Raw genomic sequence first — 16,235 nt, 5'->3', positions numbered from 1 at the left:
CCCTGCCCTCTCTCTGCTCTGCTGTGAGTTTGGTTTGCCCCTGATGCTGCGTGCTCTGATTTTTCCTTATTTATATTGTCCTGCAACTCTGGTATGTTGTCAAGGTGAATCCGGGACCGGGGGAACTCCGGCAGACAATATTTTTGCAGCCCCCCATCACGTATAAAAACCGTTCAAAAATTACATTGCTTAAATTATCTGCGCTTATGCTAAAATGTGAAAAGCTGAAGTACTTAAGAAGGTTACGATAAACATGGACATCTTACAGACACTTCTTAATCAAGGGGAAAAACAGAAATTTTCAGCATGGCAGATTGAGCTTACAACGCGATGCTCTCTGCTATGCACAATGTGTATAAAAGAAGAGTATAAAATTGATCATCACAGGGACATGAATATTGATGACTTCAAAAAGATTCTCCCTTATTTAAAAGATGTGGAAAACGTAGTGCTTGAAAGATGGGGGGAATCATTGCTTCATAAAGATTTAATAGAGTGTATACGTCTTGTAAAACAGGAAGGTGCAAGGGCGGGATTTGTCACAAGCGGTATGGGTCTCACTGATGAATATGCTGCAAAGCTTATAAGCGCAGAAATAGACTTTATCGGATTTTCACTGTCGGGGGCTACCCCTCAAACACACAATGCCATAAGGGTAAATTCTGATTTTCATACATTGATTAACTCGATTAAGTTTTTAGGGAAGCTGGCCGACAAAAATAATTTTTCCCGCAAGCCGGCATTACACATAGTTTATCTGATGCTGAAAGAAAATATCGGTGAGTTGCCGGTTCTTATAGATCTTGCTGAAGAAATGGGCATTCAAGAAATTATTCTTTTAAATATAATCCAGATTTCAAATTCATTTCAAAACCAGAAAAAAGTTTTTACCTGTAAAAACGAGAAACCCTATAAGGAATTACTGAAAAAAGTTATGAAAAGAGCCGGACAGTTGAATATCAGGCTTACTATACCCAATCTTACTCCTTGCAAAACAACAGTATGCAGCGAAAATCCTCTTAAAAATCTTTATATATCTGTTGAAGGCAATGTGTCGCCTTGTGTGTATCTTTACCCGCCTGTACCCGGAAAATTCAAAAAGATATTCTGTGATAAAGAGTGCATTGCAGAAAAGGTAAGTTTTGGTAATATTTTTCGTGAACCTTTTGAATCAATATGGAACAAAAAAGAATACACTGACTTCAGGGACTGCTTTACCAAAAAACAGCACCCACCTCAGTTCTGCATGACTTGTCACAAGATTCTCGGATTTTAAAGAATGAAATAACAGCACCTGTACAGAAACACTTCAATATCTTTGTCGCCGGTTAGTAATTAATTCTATATTTGAACCTTCTATGTAATGCATGATGATATAAAATTTTGAATTAAATTATTCAGGATGTCCCTACCGGATAACATGGTATGGATAAAAATTCTAATCTTACGTCAAGATTCTGTCTTTAGCATGTCAAAAAGCCTTATTTACCTGTAAACATAACTTAGAAAGCTACGTATTTCCGAAGGTAAATTCATGATACTACTGATATATAACTTCACTTGAGTTCGTCCAACCAGCAATGTTTTACAGAGCATCCCCCGCCGCAGTATGTTATATGGCACTATTTTTGCTGATTACATATTGAGGAGATTGGTATGTGTTCGACCTTTAAAAAGGCAATTATCCGAAACCCAATGGGTCATCCGGGAGCTTTGAAATATAGTTACTACAGGTTCCCGCAATGCTTTGTGGTATCAAAATCCTGCAATACTTTCGGCTAATGCAGGGTCCTGAAGAAGTCTCTTAGCGAATCGCAGATATTTTGCAATAATTGCCCTGATTGCCAGTTGCAAGGTATAGGCCTTTATGGGTTTTTCTATGAGATAGGTTATATCGGATGCAACGCACATATTTACCACATCGTTGCTGGCATTCCCGGTCATGATAATGGTGTCCTCATATGCCATGGGAAACTTATCGATAATCTCATCCAGGAAACCGAATCCGGTCTCATGTCCCATAAAGACATCCAGTATGAATATCGCAACCCCTGCCTTCATATTTCGACAATAGGCGATTGCCTCATCGCTATCCGTAAAGGCAATAACATCACCCCAGGTATAAAATCTTTCTACAATTTCCTTGATGACACTACATACATTCGTGTCATCATCTACGATAATCACATCCAGCTTATCAGACATGGTCTCCCTACCTGTTTTAATCTTTTTTGAAACCATACAATCATCCCTTCTAAAAAGAAGTATACAAACAGTATCTCAGAAATAAATTTATTTGTAAAGTCTTGAAATCAAAACATCAGCTATTGGAGAAAAATACATAGATGCATCGCGGGAAATATTTCCTTCCGATTATCAACTTGATATTTTTTGTGGTCAACGACTATGGATACTGGGGGATACCCCTCAGTGCAGTGGCTTCGTCTATACCAAGAGCAATATTCATGTTCTGGACTGCCTGGCCTGATGCCCCTTTAATAAGATTGTCTATTGTGGAGATAATGACAATTCTTCCGTCATCAAAGGCCTTGAGTCCTATGTCGCAGTAGTTTGAATATCTGGTAAAACGTGTATCCGGATATTGCCCTTCATCCATGATACGCATGAAAGGCTCTCTCTCGTATGTTTCCCTATATAGTTCCAATATATCTTTTGTTGTCGCAGGCATTTTAAGCCTGCTGTATGTTGTTGAAAGAATGCCCCTGTTCATCGGCAGGAGGTGCGGTGTAAACATGACTTTTAATGGCTGAAACTTGCTTACTTCCTTCTGTATCTCCGGCTCATGACGATGTGTTCCTAAGTTATAAGCCCTGAAGCCTTCCGATACCTCGCAAAAAAGGCTACCGGGTTTTGTGTCTCTGCCGGCTCCGCTCACACCCGACTTTGAGTCAATAAAAATGTCACCGGTCAGCAGGCCTCTTTTTAAAAGGGGGTAAAGCGCAAGGATGGCAGAAGTCGGATAACAACCGGGGTTGCCAATGATTTTAGCGCCCTTTATTTTATCCCGGTAAATCTCAGGAAGGCCGAAGACAGCCCGTTGGATGAGTTCTTTTGCAGTATGTTTCACATATGCGCTTTCATAGATATCGACATCTTCAAATCTGAAATCAGCGCTCAAGTCAATAATAACAGCTTTGTCGTCGTAAAGGCGTGCTGCAGTCTCCATGGATGTACCATGGGGCAGACCCAGAAAATAGACATCGCATGTGCCGCGATGATCTTCATTGGTGGAAACGAGTGTTTCCTCAAACACCCCTTTAAAGACAGGGAAAACATCGGATAGTTTTTCCCCTTTGTACGTATTTGAGGTAATAAGCGAAATTTTTACATCAGGGTGGGTCAGAAGCAGTGATATAAGAGTTGCCCCTGTATATCCAGTGGCGCCTATAATACCGACTTTCAACATGGAAGATTATTATCTCTTCGAGAATTGGAAGCTTGCCCTTGCTGCCTTTTTACCGTACTTCTTTCTCTCTTTTGCCCTTGGGTCTCTTGTGATGAGCCCCTGTTTCTTCAGGGTCGCTCTAAGATTGCTGTTGAATTCCAGCAAGGCCTTTGCAATTCCATGGCCTAAAGCCCAAGCCTGAGCAGGGATACCTCCGCCGTATATATTTGCAACAACATCGAATTTCCCGATATGGCCTGTTATCACCAATGGTTTATTTACCATGATCCTCAGACCTTCAACGGGAAAATAGTTATCAATTGTTCTCCCGTTTATGATAAAGTTGCCTGCACCTTGTTTCAACCACACTCTTGCAACAGCGGTCTTTCTTTTGCCGGTAGCGTAGTACCTTTTTTCAGGCACCTTTTACCTCCTTTAATTCTAATTCCTTTGGCATCTGAGCTTTGTGGGGATGCACATTACCCTTGTAAACCTTCAGCTTTTTCAGCATCTGTCTTCCGAGAATGTTTTTCGGGAGCATGCCTTTTACGGCCAGGGTTATAACATCTTCAGGCTTCTTGCTCAGCATTGTCCTTGCATTTACAACCTTCAAACCACCCGGGTAACCGCTGTGTCTTGCGTACATTTTTTGAGACAACTTATTCCCTGTGAGCTTGACTTTTTCTGCATTTATGACAACGATAAAATCGCCTGTGTCCGTGTGCGGAGTAAAGTTTGGTTTGTCTTTCCCTCTGAGGATTGTTGCCAGCTTTACTGCAAGTCTGCCCAAAGTAAGGTCTTCTGCATTTACCAGATACCAGTTTCTTAAAATCTCATCAGTTTTTGGAAAAAATGTTTTCATAGTTATTATCCTGCAAAGAATTTGTCTAAATTAATATATTAAGCTGTTTAAGTCAAGCAAAACTTCATTATCCCTCAAATAATCGTTAAATTGATTGATAGTATAGGGGTTTTATGTTAAAAAAATGCATGTCGAAAAATGTGAACATGAATCCTGTGAATAAAAATATTTTTATATGGTTATTTATCGTGCTGCTGGGGCTTTTTATTTTTAATATCTATTATAAACCAAAAAAGGCCTACGATACGGTCATCTTCAGTGACTTTGTAGAAGCTGTCCAGTCAAACAACATCATTTCCGTGACAATTCAGGGAAAGAACATTCTCGGTACTTATAAGGATGGAAAAGAGTTTAAAAGTTATGCCCCTGATGACCCTGAACTTGTAAAAATCCTGAGACAACACAGCGTCAAAATCAATGCAAAACCGGATGAGGAATCAGGCATGTGGCAGAATATATTAATATCCTGGTTCCCCATGCTCCTGCTCATAGGCGTCTGGATCTTTTTTATGAGACAGATGCAGGCCGGCGGCGGCAAGGCAATGGCCTTTGGCAAAAGCAAGGCAAGGTTGTTTACAAATAAAGGAAATAAGGTAACGTTTCAGGATGTTGCAGGGGTAGAAGAAGCAAAGGAAGAACTTCAGGAGATCATAGAATTTCTGGTTGATCCTAAAAAATTTACAAAACTCGGCGGGCGGATCCCCAAAGGTGTGTTGCTTGTCGGCTCTCCCGGCACCGGAAAGACACTCCTTGCAAGGGCAATAGCAGGAGAGGCAAATGTGCCGTTTTTCAGCATAAGCGGTTCTGATTTTGTCGAGATGTTTGTCGGCGTTGGCGCCTCACGTGTGCGCGATCTATTTAATCAAGGAAAAAAGAATGCACCCTGTATCATATTCATTGATGAGATAGATGCAGTCGGCAGACACAGGGGCGCTGGTCTTGGCGGGGGACACGATGAAAGGGAGCAGACATTGAACCAGCTCCTTGTGGAGATGGATGGTTTTGAATCGAATGAAGGGGTAATCGTAATGTCTGCAACAAACAGACCTGATGTACTTGACCCCGCACTTTTGAGGCCCGGAAGGTTTGACAGACAGATTGTCGTATCCATCCCCGATGTTAAGGGAAGAGAGGCGATCCTTAAAGTGCATTCGCGGAAGACTGTACTCGCCGCCAATGTTGACCTTTCCATTATCGCAAGGGGAACACCGGGTTTTACCGGGGCCGACCTTGAAAATCTCGTGAATGAAGCTGCCCTTGTTGCTGCACGGAAAAATAAGAAAGACATAGAAATGGATGATTTTGAACATGCAAAAGATAAAGTGCTCATGGGCGTTGAAAGAAGAAGCATGATAATACCTTTACAGGAGAGGAGAAACACTGCATTTCATGAGGCTGGACATGCCCTTGTAGCAAAGATGATCCCGAACTCAGATCCTATACACAAAGTAACGATTATTCCAAGGGGCAGAGCGCTGGGTCTCACACAGCAGTTGCCCATAGACGAAAGGCATACATACTCAAAGGAATATCTGCTCGATAATATTACGATCCTGCTTGGCGGAAGGGTAGCGGAGGAGATTGTTCTCAATCATTCTACGACAGGCGCAGGGAATGACATAGAGCGTGCAACGAAGATAGCAAGAAAGATGGTATGCGAATGGGGTATGAGTGAAAAGCTCGGACCATTAAGTTACGGGAAGGAAGAGGAGCACATTTTTCTCGGTAAAGAGATCGGCCGTCACAGAGACTTCAGTGAAAATACTGCACAGGAAATAGACGAAGAGCTGAGGAGGATTATTAACAATTGTCATGAGAGGGCAAAGGGGATGCTTGTTAAAAATATTGTCGCCTTGAATAACATTGCCAACAACCTTTTAGAAAAGGAAGCCCTTGACGGACAGGAACTGGACGTAATAATCAAGGAAAGCATACATGGTCAGGGAGATACAGTGTAACGGAAGTCCTCTCATAATGGGGATTTTGAATATTACCCCGGATTCCTTCTATGATGGGGGGAGATATTTCACAATAGAAGATGCCATGACATATGCCCTGCAAATGATTGAAGACGGGGCGGATATTATAGATATTGGGGGAGAATCCACAAGACCTTTTTCGGAACTTATTTCTGTTGATGATTATCATAAACGACATAAGCGGATTCATGTTTGATCCGGATATGGCGGCAACTGTGGCTGAACTCAACATGTATGCGATTATCATGCACATAAAAGGGACGCCGAAGGATATGCAGCAAAATCCCCAATATGAAGATGTCATATCTGAAATAAAGGCATTCTTTGTTGAAAGGATGGCATTCGCCCGGAAGCATGGAGTTAATGAAGAACACATCATACTTGACCCTGGCATCGGCTTCGGAAAAAGGGTTGAAGATAATCTGAGAATCATCAGGCAACTCGGTGATTTCAAAGAACTGGGAAGGCCGATCCTTATGGGTACATCAATGAAGTCTTTCATCGGACACATTACGGATTCTCCGCTCCAGGAAAGGGTTGAAGGCACGCTTGCAAGCATTGCCATATCAGCCTGGAACGGGGCAAATATTGTCAGGGTCCATGATGTGAAGAAGGCAAAAAAGGTTGTGAAGCTTGTTTCTGCTATAATGAATTCATAGCCGTTAAGATGCTGACTGTTTTATCACCGGCAGTTTAAAGGATATAAAGTTATGATACCAACCATTCGTTGGCAGGATCTTTTAGACATTTTAATAGTTTCTTTTATTCTTTACCGGATGTTCCTGCTGATAAAAGGGACAAGGGCAATACAGCTCATTATAGGCTTTATTATGATCTTTTTTGTCTTTTATTTCTCGAAAAAACTTGAGCTTTTTACTCTCGGATGGATTTTCAACAACTTTGTAGGTTCAATAATACTTGTTATTGTAGTGATATTTCAAAACGACATACGGAGGATGCTTCTGGCCCTCGGTAGAAGCCCTTTTTTTAAAAAGATTACATATGTCGAGGAGACGATGTTTTACGACGAGCTTTCCAATGCATGCATAATTATGGGCAAAAGGAAGACGGGGGCGCTCATTGTTCTTGAACGTGAGATCGGACTTGAAGAATTCATGGAAGTTGGCATAAAAATGGATGCAAGCGTAAATACAGAGCTGATATTGAGCATTTTTCAACAAACAGCGCCTCTCCATGACGGTGCGCTGATAATCAGAGAGGGGAGGATCAGGGCTGCAAGCTGTATCCTTCCATTGACATTAAAGGATGATCTTGATAAGGCATTCGGTACAAGACACAGGGCTGCTATCGGCATTACAGAGATAACGGATGCCGTTGCTGTAGTGGTTTCGGAAGAGAAGGGCTGGATTTCATATGCCCATAAAGGTGAGATATTCACAAAAATCAGCGGCGATGACCTAAAGAAGATGCTGAAGGAATTTTTGGGATAAATGTCGTTTTTTTACGATGCATATGACAGGCTGTTGACAATGGTGCAGAAAAAAAGACTATGATGAACTTCATAACCGGATATATATTTAAGGACTTCAAGCTCAAAGCGCTCTCTCTGGTTCTCGCCTCAATGCTGTGGCTTGCCGTTTCCTATATGGGAGAATCAAGGATGAGCATCTCGGTAAGGATTTCTGCCGACAAATTGAGCAGGGATCTTATTGTAAGCAAGATAGGCGCCGAAGAGGTGCTTGTTACACTAAACGGTCCGGTATCTATACTCAAAGATATTCGTGCCCGTGATGTAGGGGTATCGCTTGACCTGTCAAACGTAAAAGAGGGACGCTATGTCTACGATCTGCAAAAAAACAACATCCGTGTACCTAAAGGCATACAAATTGAGGAGGTCAAACCGGACTATGTCGTTGTAGAAATTGACGGGACTATAGAAAAGAGATTGAAAACTATTGTAAAATTAGAAAAAAAATGGATGGGCATGTACAGTATAAAATCGTGGGCTCCACATTATGCGAACGCGGAAGGCTCCAGGGGCGCCCTGAATAACGTTGATGTTATTGAAACTGTTCCTACTGATGGCAACTTTATATCTGAAGAAGAAACAATTGACGTTCCCCTGGATACTAAAGATTTGATAATAAGGAAAATCAAGCCTGATACAATAAAGGTCATCCTCAGGAGAAACTAAGAGGCGAGCAAAGACCGCCCCGTACAGGCCATAAGTCAAAAATGATATCTTTCGGAGGAGTGAAATGCAAAAGCTGATGGTGAATATCGATCACGTAGCAACATTACGGGAAGCAAGAGGAACAAATTATCCGGACCCTGTCTTTGCAGCAGGCATAGCGGAAACGGCAGGCGCTTCAGGAATTATTATACATTTGCGTGAAGACAGACGTCATATAAAAGACAGGGATCTGACTATTTTAAGAGAGACAGTGAAAACAAAGCTGAACCTTGAAATGGCTGCGACTGCGGAAATGGTAAGCATAGCAAGAGGGGTAAAACCGGATATGATAACCCTTGTTCCGGAGAAAAGGGAAGAGCTGACGACAGAAGGCGGACTTGATGCGGTGGGTCTTTCCAAAAAACTCAAAGTTGTTATCGCTGGCGTAAAAGAAAAGGGAATAAAAGTAAGCCTGTTTATAGATCCGGAAGAAGAACAGATTCTGGAGGCTCATAAAATAGGGGCGGATATGATTGAGATACATACCGGCGCTTACAGCGATGCTAAGAATGAAGCAATACGGGAGAAGGAACTAAAAAAGGTAGTAAATGCAGCAAGAAGAGGAAAAGAATTAGGACTGGGCGTAAATGCAGGACACGGCTTGCACTATCATAATGTAAGGGAAATAGTTGCAATACGGGATATTGATGAACTGAGTATCGGCCACAGTATTATTGCCAGGGCGGTTTTTACAGGCCTGGATAAGGCCATTCGGGACATGCTGGTATTGATGCAATGAATTGCCAAATGGCATGATCTTGTGGCGGGGCATCTTGTGTGTTGTCGATGAATAAGATATGGGAAGTCAGTTGCGGCAGGATCGACCAACAATCATCGTATTGCATAGAGATTTCCATCAAGACTTCCGAAGTAGACTACTCCTTCTTCGATGGCAGGGGAAGAGACAATCCAGCCCCCTGTTTTGAATCTCGACTTTTCCTTACCTGTCTCCATATTGAGTACGTATAGATTTCCATCATTGCTGCCAAAATAGACCATGTCCTTTGACACAGCGGGGGACGAATAGACCTTGCTCTTTGTCTTAAACCTCCATTTTTCTTTACCCGTCTCCAAATCCAGTGCGTAAAAGCTCCTATCGTTACTGCCAAAAAAAACCATACCATTTGCTATAGCAGGGGAAGAATAGACTTTATTTTTTGTTTGAAATTTCCACTTTTCCTTACCTGTCTCCAAATCGAGGGCATATAAATTCCCGTCGGTGCTGCCGAAAAAAACGGCTCCACTTGCAATGGCAGGGGTAGAATAGACCTTCCATTGGGTTTTGAACCGCCACCGTTCCTGGCCGGTTTTGATATCAACGGCATAAAAATATCCTCCTCTACTACCAAAGTAGACCATATCACCAGATATGGAAGGAGAGGAGTAGACCTCCTTTTCTGCTTTGAATCGCCACTTCTCCTGACCGGTCTTGATATCGACAGCATAGAGGTTGCCGTCGGCGCTGCCGAAATACGCCACTTCCCCTGCTATTAAAGGAGAGGAGCCAACCCAATCTGCTGTCTTAAAATGCCACATCTCACGTCCCGTGGAACTCTCCACGGCGTAAAGGTTTCCATCAAGGCTTCCGAAATAGACAATCCCGTCCACTACGGCAGCCGAAGATGCGACACGGCCCCCGGTCTTGAATCGCCACCGTTCCTGACCGGTTGCGCTGTTTATGGCATAAAAATTATCATCCATGCTCCCTAAATATATCGTTCCATTGCTTACAACAGGAGAAGAAATGACCTTTCCTTCTGTTTTGAACTTCCAGTTTAATTCAATGGACCCGCCAACGCCTCTTGCCGGGTAATCCCCGAGCCGTTGGCTACCCGAACGAAACAAGGCAATCTCCATTTCCTTCCCGAATAAGGCATCACCGGGGAGAAGAACCGTGGTTGTAATGATGATCCAATAAATTAAACAAATGGTCTTAAGCAATTTCGATACCTCAATGGTCGAGTTTATTTGGCGTAACGACATTATAACTGAATTTAGTGAATAGTGAATAGTCAAAAACAAATTCTGGATCAAACCTTGACATTCTATTTGCTATCTATTATTCACTGCCCCTCTCACACTTGTGGCGGTCTTTTCTTGCCGTATGGAGCCATTGGTGCCTGTTGCTGTACAAAATCACAGAAAACCTGTAGTTCATAAAGAAACTTTTCAATATCTTCCCTCACATAAGTTCCAAGGCCCGTCTCAAAGGTTGTCTTCATAGATACAAGACTTTTAACCTGTTTCTTCATTGATTTGGGCTTTGTATTATTCGGGTCAGGTTTGACTTTTTTATATGCTGTGAGTCTGCTCTCTAAAGTTGTATAGGTCACTGGTGTTTTTATAATGTCGGTGAATATCTTCATCCTATCGGGACAATCAAGGTTTGCAGCAAAGAGATAACCCTGAGAAACGGGGAGTGTTCCTGCCTGAATCTCGGCCTGAATCTCGGGAGAAAGTTTTAAAAGTGAAATCGTGCGATGCAGCGTCATTATTGACTTTCCGGAGATTTCAGAAATTGCTATCACAGTGATAGCAATTTCCTCCGGTAGGTCTTCGGGCCTCCGATTGTACATTGCTAATTCACTCATAACCCCTTCCATACCATACCCCTTGTCAGAATGTTTCGCCTGAATAAATGAGAGTATTCCTTTAGCCTGATCTATGGGATTCAAGTCCTCCCGTTGGAGGTTCTCTGTAAGTTGAAGGGCTATGGTATCACCTAATTCTTTGCCTGCTTCAATAACTCTTATTGGTACGGATTCAAATCCAAGTTGCCGGGCTGCCACAAGACGCCTTTCCCCGCAGATAAGTAGATATGTTCCGTCATCCTGTCCGGTTACAATAAGTGGCTCTAATATGCCTTTGTCCTTGATAGACTGGATGAGTGATTTAAATGAATCTGTTTCGATGTTAATATTCGATCTCACCTGTTCCAACACTATAATCTTGTCTACGGAGATGTACAGAAATTCAGGATTTACAGTTGTTTTCTTTGTTACCATATTGTTCCCCCCCTTATTATTTCAGTGAATAGTCGTCAGTAGATAGTCATAATCTGTTTACTGCCTTTAATCACTGTTCACTATCTACTATTCACTATTCACTGCCTTTTTCACTATTCACTGCCTTTAATCCCCCTTGATGTCGCTATTTATTGTAGGTATTTAGAAACAATGTGTCAAGATGTTTCCGATTTTTCTGCGGGGCATACCGGCAACCCTGTGCTCCGCCTGCGTCGAGTATTTCAGAACGGGATGTGTTTTATGAAAATTATTAGATTCACCTACAAAGCAAGCATAGGGGCATTTTGATGAATCCAATGATTATTTATTGTAATCGAGATTTACGACAGATAAGCTTTTGTAGCGCCTTTCACCTCGTAATGTACGAAAGTATCATTGGGAAAATTAAAATTGCCGGTTGTTGACGCCACCTCCTACTTATCATTTATGTTAGTTCACATTGTAGTATAAAAGAGAGTAACGACCAAGCTGCACCTGGTTCAGGCCGGCTTTTGCGGACCGACGTAATGCCAGCATGCTATACACGGGCAATCAGATATTCCTTCATAATTCTCTTATTGTGCTCATTTACCCGTCTGGTGCTCACAAATGTTGGCTTGCAGTCAACGTAATGTAACGTACTGGACTCCTCTGAAAAGAAAAAGTTGTCAATGTTACAATCAATGAACTCTGATTCAATGTAACTACTCAGTTGTTCAGCTATCGGTCGTTGGACGTGTTTCCATTGGGGTAGCAGGAGTGCGGACTGGTGGTCAACCATGTCCCACAGTGAATGACCATGAATAGCCTGCTGTACAACCGCTGGGTCTGAACGGCTATTGTGATTACCAACAACAAGTACAAATGCAGCATCTGGGATACCTTTCCCAAACAGTGCCCGCAAGCGCTCATGTTGGAGTTTGTAAAGTGCAAGAAAGTAACGGTACTCAGCAATCGTGTTTGTGTTTGCTAATTCCGGAAATCGTTTACACAGCTGCGGCAAGTTATCAATACTTTCTTCGTACAACGCGTCCCGGATAGCGGTAATCCTCGCCCCACCAAACAAGCGATGCATCAGGCGGCCCAAAAATCCCCATGAACGAGGGAAGGCGACGCTCAGAACCTGAAAGTGATAAGATGTTGGACGCTTGATAAAAAAATCATCGGTTCGATCAATCATCAGATAATGCCCATGTCCCCTTGTTGATACATGACGGCTCTTTTCAGGAAGCTGAATCTCGCTTCCATCAGCAAATGTGGTGACGGACATGTGGCTGGCACCGCTATTCAAGAGAATACTCATCGGGTCGAACAATTAAGTATACAGAAATTCTGCATAGTATTCTTCTGAAATATAAAAACATCAAACAATATACCCCCCATGAAAACATAATTATATTTCACATTCCTGCTTCACTGACTTCCTACTCGAGTATTTATCATCCATCAATTGTATATTAACTTCAAGCAGTAAATACGAGAAAGTTAATTGAATACAGAGGATTCATTTTCTGTATTCGGTATTGACGGAAAGGAATATGTAATATTTTCTCTTATTGCCGGTATGGACAGAAGCGGTTTCTCCGAATGCATGAAGGCAATCTCTTCTAACAGCAATGATCTCTCTGACGTTGTGGTTGCTATGGAATCTACCGGATCGTATCATATGAACCTTTTCTCTTTCTTGACTTCAGAAGAAATCCGCACGATTGTTGTAAATCCCTTACTCATCATAAATTTCAGTAAGCTTTCTTTGAGAAAGACAAAAACTGATAAGAAGGTTGCCCATACTATAGCACGATTTCTTTTTGCACAGAAAGATTCCATGGATCAGTTTTTTGTCCACCAGTGTATGGACCTGAAGGATATTGCGAGGGAGAGGAAGTTTGTCTTATAGCTCATTGGATCGGAAAAGAACGACATTAAAAGGATGCTCAAGAGCACTTTCCCCGAACTGGAGAAGATCTGTAATGTCTTCGGTGGTGTGATGCTTCTCTTTCAACGGAAATACCTTCAGCGCGACTCATAAGGGATGCGGACCCTGCATACATTATCCAGGCATTTCAGCACAAAGATAAAAGGCTCAGGGTCCCTAAACCAAAATATGGAATCATAAAGGCAGCCCAGCATGCCATTGTGTCCTCCCACCCTGCAATATCTATAAATCCTATCTTCGCCCTACTTCACATGACCTTTTAAAAAATTGGATAAGAATATCTCGCAGATAATTTTCACTCAAATTATGACCAGCTCCCTCTACCATTACTAATGTAGTGTTCTTGACGCCTGACTTAAAATTCTCCGCCAGCAACGGGGAACAGTCGTGATCCTCTGCCCCTGTATGTATTTCCATATACGCCGGTGCAGGGAAGGTATTGCTTTTGGCCAGTTTGAAAAGTTTTTCGGCACGGGGTGGGATAGACCCGTAGTGATGATCCTTGCTGGAAGCCGCACCGAGCACAGGTGAAAATAATAGCACCCGGCCGGGGAAAGGAGGCATATCTGCTAATGTATGAAGAAGCAGATAAGCTCCGTAAGAACGGCCAATTAAGACAGAACCCGCATCCCAGAACTGTAGTGTCAAATCGGACCTCACTAATTCCAGTTGTTCAGAAAACCATAAATGTTCAACATCGAGGGTCAATGCCATACCCTCATAATTATAGCCCAGCATCTTAAGTATCCGGCCAAGGGTGTCATCCAACTTTTCTCCCCTTCCAGGGATGAGGTAAATCTGTTTCCCAAGCATAAATCTCACGAGCTCCTGATGCCAAATAAAAGGGTTAAAATCATATAACCTTATATTTTAGGATAGTCCACTGCTGTGGTCGTTATAGAAAATCTCGTTGTACTCTGTAATGTCTTTCATAGCCTCTTGTCTGGTTGCAAAAAAGCAATCGTCTATCTGGGGGTTGACACACGTTTCACACTCATCAAACCTTAATTTTGCCTGTCATTGTGTTTTGCAACGAGAGCATCAATTAAACATACGGCTCCCCAGACCAGGAAAGCTACCGTACAATAGAACAGAACACCAGAGATCCAGACAAATAGTCCCATGGTCATCTCGGGAAGACACCGGCCCAGACCGGTTGCCTCAACGGCAATCATCGGAATGATGCTGGCGCCCTCAAGAAGCGGGCGGTAGGTGATGGTTTCGCCGGATAGCCCCGTAATGAGGCCTGGATAAGGACCGCTGTACCCTGAAGCACCAGGTCCAGCCCACGTTGAGAAAAGTGATGATCCATACCCAAAACAGATAAGCGGCAGACATGCCAATGTCCAGCCCAGTGCCCATACCGCACCTTCGAAAAGAGTCCCATGGCTGTAACGTGAATTCTTGGCAGCAAACTTGCTTCTCAGCCATGGCACCAGGAATAAAGCATACCCGACAAGAAATGAGTAAAAAAGAGCTTCAAGTGCAGCTCTCAAGGGATACGTCTCAAGTTTGCGTGACATTGCAGAAGCAAGCTCTTTGTCCTCAGACAACCCGGGGTCGAGATATGGCACGGTTTCCGGTATATTACGCGCTTTCACCAGGAATGCCCCATGGTGTTCGACGACATAGCCATATCTCCACTTCGCCGTAACGCTGAGGTCAAAAGCATTCCGACTATACTCCGCTGACGCGATTATAGGGACTTGAAGATAGGTAGAACCACCATGAACCAATACGAGGAAGGCGATTGTGATCATGATAAACGGTCGCTTGAGTATACTCTTGAGCCAGGCATTCATTCTTCTTCTATGGCCTCACTGTTAATTGCTTATTATTTTCTCGTTGATCTGTATAAGTGCACAAGTTTCAATATCAGTTCTCGGCGACTGATACCAATTAGCTATCATCATAGGATAAATAAAGCATAACTCATCATGTTGATATATTAGATATTTCATATTAATGATGTTTATTAATAGATAGCGAATTGGTATAAGAATAATTACCCCGCCGCATCCATGCGTTAAAACTATTGCTAAAGACAGTAACGTACACTTCATATTACGAAGTACTATACTGTTCATTGACATTTTCTTTTCCTCCTTGAATGATTTGATATCTTTACATTAAGCAAATCCTGTGCCAGATGGTGAGGATAGACTGTATTGAAACTTCCTGTACGAATATTGTTCTTTTAACTCGGTGAGTTATATATACAAAGCAGAAGAAGGGCAATTATGAACTTGATTGCAGCAGATGTATTTTCATGATGGAATTTGTCTAAATTTTAGAAGAATTCTAAATCCCATAGAAGCTGCAGAGCTTTAATCCTATCCCGCTTCCTGCTGTCTATCCCTTTACTATGGGGCATTCGTAAGCAAAACGTACGCGCTACCTACCGTTGCTGCAACGGATAGACCCAGAATGCCCCGGCAATCGAGAGCCAGAAAAATATTCCAAGGACAGTGAGATTAACTCGCGGATTCTTAAGGCGAATCACACTCATGAGACTGCCCCACTGGAGAGCCGATGGAATCGCAGGATTCGCCCATCCAAGGAAGGGTCCCTTCAAATTGCTCGGGGTGAAGATGATAAAGAACCCGGCTGCGACAAAGAACAACACAGCGATGCCCCGGGAATATTGCTCAGGGCTCATGTCGGGATCCGGGTGACCCTGAAAGGCATTCACCGAGGTCGGCACCGAAAGCGTAGCAGTCATAATCGTCACGAAAGCTCCGCCCATGGCCCACACAAGAATCATTGGAAAATACACTTCAGAGCGAATGCCAAACCAGACACCCGCCGCGATGCCCAGCACAGTTATGACGAAATGCATATGTTCCCTCCTTG

The 16,235-nt window shown here is 42.7% G+C and carries 16 protein-coding genes and 1 pseudogene; 7 read left to right on the top strand and 10 right to left on the bottom strand.

Features of this window, described 5'->3' with window-relative positions; genetic code table 11:
* The first annotated feature begins 253 nt into the window (after nt 1-253).
* Nucleotides 254-1,276, top strand: a complete 1,023-nt coding sequence (locus tag NT178_10930) for an SPASM domain-containing protein (protein MCX5813043.1) — start codon at nt 254-256, stop codon at nt 1,274-1,276.
* Nucleotides 1,277-1,755: 479 nt separating this feature from the next.
* Here NT178_10930 and NT178_10925 read toward each other — a convergent pair whose 3' ends face one another.
* The 4 genes from NT178_10925 to rplM all read right to left on the bottom strand — a co-directional run bounded on the left by NT178_10925 (nt 1,756) and on the right by rplM (nt 4,268).
* Nucleotides 1,756-2,241, bottom strand: coding sequence for a response regulator (locus tag NT178_10925; GenBank protein ID MCX5813042.1), 486 nt, complete (start codon nt 2,239-2,241; stop codon nt 1,756-1,758).
* 163 nt (nt 2,242-2,404) lie between these two features.
* On the bottom strand, nt 2,405-3,427 hold the full coding sequence (gene argC, locus NT178_10920) for an N-acetyl-gamma-glutamyl-phosphate reductase (protein ID MCX5813041.1): 1,023 nt from the start codon (nt 3,425-3,427) through the stop codon (nt 2,405-2,407).
* Nucleotides 3,428-3,436: 9 nt separating this feature from the next.
* Nucleotides 3,437-3,829, bottom strand: a complete 393-nt coding sequence (gene rpsI / locus NT178_10915) for a 30S ribosomal protein S9 (protein ID MCX5813040.1) — start codon at nt 3,827-3,829, stop codon at nt 3,437-3,439.
* A complete protein-coding gene (gene rplM / locus NT178_10910) occupies nt 3,822-4,268 on the bottom strand; it encodes a 50S ribosomal protein L13 (protein MCX5813039.1) in 447 nt (148 codons plus the stop codon). Before rplM ends, rpsI begins: the two co-directional genes overlap by 8 nt.
* A 146-nt stretch (nt 4,269-4,414) precedes the next feature.
* Between rplM and ftsH the strand changes: the two genes are divergently transcribed.
* The 5 genes and pseudogenes from ftsH (at nt 4,415) to NT178_10885 (ending at nt 9,180) form a co-directional block, all read left to right on the top strand.
* Nucleotides 4,415-6,226 carry an ATP-dependent zinc metalloprotease FtsH gene (gene ftsH, locus NT178_10905; protein ID MCX5813038.1) on the top strand — a complete coding sequence of 604 codons (1,812 nt, stop codon included), beginning with the start codon at nt 4,415-4,417 and terminating at the stop codon, nt 6,224-6,226.
* A gap of 16 nt (nt 6,227-6,242) precedes the next feature.
* Nucleotides 6,243-6,906 (top strand): annotated as a pseudogene (gene folP / locus NT178_10900) (dihydropteroate synthase).
* Between the two features lie 51 nt (nt 6,907-6,957).
* A complete protein-coding gene (gene cdaA, locus NT178_10895) occupies nt 6,958-7,698 on the top strand; it encodes a diadenylate cyclase CdaA (protein MCX5813037.1) in 741 nt (246 codons plus the stop codon).
* A 59-nt stretch (nt 7,699-7,757) separates the two neighbouring features.
* The gene (locus tag NT178_10890; protein ID MCX5813036.1) at nt 7,758-8,402 is read left to right on the top strand and encodes a CdaR family protein; all 645 of its coding nucleotides are present in this window, start codon (nt 7,758-7,760) and stop codon (nt 8,400-8,402) included.
* Between the two features lie 64 nt (nt 8,403-8,466).
* Complete coding sequence (locus NT178_10885) at nt 8,467-9,180, top strand: pyridoxine 5'-phosphate synthase (protein MCX5813035.1); 714 nt, start codon at nt 8,467-8,469, stop codon at nt 9,178-9,180.
* 92 nt (nt 9,181-9,272) lie between these two features.
* On the opposite strand, the gene NT178_10880 is transcribed toward NT178_10885, so the two are convergent.
* The 3 genes from NT178_10880 to NT178_10870 all read right to left on the bottom strand — a co-directional run bounded on the left by NT178_10880 (nt 9,273) and on the right by NT178_10870 (nt 12,749).
* Nucleotides 9,273-10,424, bottom strand: coding sequence for a PQQ-binding-like beta-propeller repeat protein (locus tag NT178_10880; GenBank protein MCX5813034.1), 1,152 nt, complete (start codon nt 10,422-10,424; stop codon nt 9,273-9,275).
* Nucleotides 10,425-10,516: 92 nt separating this feature from the next.
* Complete coding sequence (locus NT178_10875; GenBank protein MCX5813033.1) at nt 10,517-11,446, bottom strand: ParB/RepB/Spo0J family partition protein; 930 nt, start codon at nt 11,444-11,446, stop codon at nt 10,517-10,519.
* 538 nt (nt 11,447-11,984) lie between these two features.
* On the bottom strand, nt 11,985-12,749 hold the full coding sequence (locus tag NT178_10870; protein MCX5813032.1) for a hypothetical protein: 765 nt from the start codon (nt 12,747-12,749) through the stop codon (nt 11,985-11,987).
* Between the two features lie 186 nt (nt 12,750-12,935).
* Between NT178_10870 and NT178_10865 the strand changes: the two genes are divergently transcribed.
* Nucleotides 12,936-13,343, top strand: coding sequence for a transposase (locus NT178_10865; GenBank protein MCX5813031.1), 408 nt, complete (start codon nt 12,936-12,938; stop codon nt 13,341-13,343).
* Between the two features lie 270 nt (nt 13,344-13,613).
* Here NT178_10865 and NT178_10860 read toward each other — a convergent pair whose 3' ends face one another.
* From NT178_10860 to NT178_10850, 3 genes are all read right to left on the bottom strand, one after another.
* Nucleotides 13,614-14,195, bottom strand: coding sequence for a hypothetical protein (locus NT178_10860; protein MCX5813030.1), 582 nt, complete (start codon nt 14,193-14,195; stop codon nt 13,614-13,616).
* Nucleotides 14,196-14,386: 191 nt separating this feature from the next.
* Entirely contained in the window at nt 14,387-15,184 is a 798-nt protein-coding gene (locus NT178_10855) for a hypothetical protein (protein MCX5813029.1), read from the bottom strand.
* Nucleotides 15,185-15,780: 596 nt separating this feature from the next.
* Nucleotides 15,781-16,221 (bottom strand): hypothetical protein, encoded by a 441-nt coding sequence (locus tag NT178_10850; GenBank protein ID MCX5813028.1) that lies wholly within the window; start codon nt 16,219-16,221, stop codon nt 15,781-15,783.
* Nucleotides 16,222-16,235 lie beyond the last annotated feature (14 nt).

Source organism: Pseudomonadota bacterium (assembly GCA_026388255.1).
GTDB lineage: Bacteria > Desulfobacterota > Syntrophorhabdia > Syntrophorhabdales > Syntrophorhabdaceae > JAPLKB01.
This window is presented reverse-complemented; position numbering and strand designations above follow the sequence as displayed.

Coding starts and splice junctions, on each gene's coding strand:
- NT178_10925 (MCX5813042.1), bottom strand. CDS start 2,241: ATGGTTTCAAAAAAGATTAAAACAGGTAGGGAGACCATGTCTGATAAG.
- NT178_10875 (MCX5813033.1), bottom strand. CDS start 11,446: ATGGTAACAAAGAAAACAACTGTAAATCCTGAATTTCTGTACATCTCC.
- NT178_10880 (MCX5813034.1), bottom strand. CDS start 10,424: ATGTCGTTACGCCAAATAAACTCGACCATTGAGGTATCGAAATTGCTT.
- NT178_10855 (MCX5813029.1), bottom strand. CDS start 15,184: ATGAATGCCTGGCTCAAGAGTATACTCAAGCGACCGTTTATCATGATC.
- NT178_10885 (MCX5813035.1), top strand. CDS start 8,467: ATGCAAAAGCTGATGGTGAATATCGATCACGTAGCAACATTACGGGAA.
- NT178_10860 (MCX5813030.1), bottom strand. CDS start 14,195: ATGCTTGGGAAACAGATTTACCTCATCCCTGGAAGGGGAGAAAAGTTG.
- rplM (MCX5813039.1), bottom strand. CDS start 4,268: ATGAAAACATTTTTTCCAAAAACTGATGAGATTTTAAGAAACTGGTAT.
- cdaA (MCX5813037.1), top strand. CDS start 6,958: ATGATACCAACCATTCGTTGGCAGGATCTTTTAGACATTTTAATAGTT.
- NT178_10870 (MCX5813032.1), bottom strand. CDS start 12,749: ATGAGTATTCTCTTGAATAGCGGTGCCAGCCACATGTCCGTCACCACA.
- NT178_10930 (MCX5813043.1), top strand. CDS start 254: ATGGACATCTTACAGACACTTCTTAATCAAGGGGAAAAACAGAAATTT.
- NT178_10850 (MCX5813028.1), bottom strand. CDS start 16,221: ATGCATTTCGTCATAACTGTGCTGGGCATCGCGGCGGGTGTCTGGTTT.
- argC (MCX5813041.1), bottom strand. CDS start 3,427: ATGTTGAAAGTCGGTATTATAGGCGCCACTGGATATACAGGGGCAACT.
- NT178_10890 (MCX5813036.1), top strand. CDS start 7,758: ATGATGAACTTCATAACCGGATATATATTTAAGGACTTCAAGCTCAAA.
- ftsH (MCX5813038.1), top strand. CDS start 4,415: ATGAATCCTGTGAATAAAAATATTTTTATATGGTTATTTATCGTGCTG.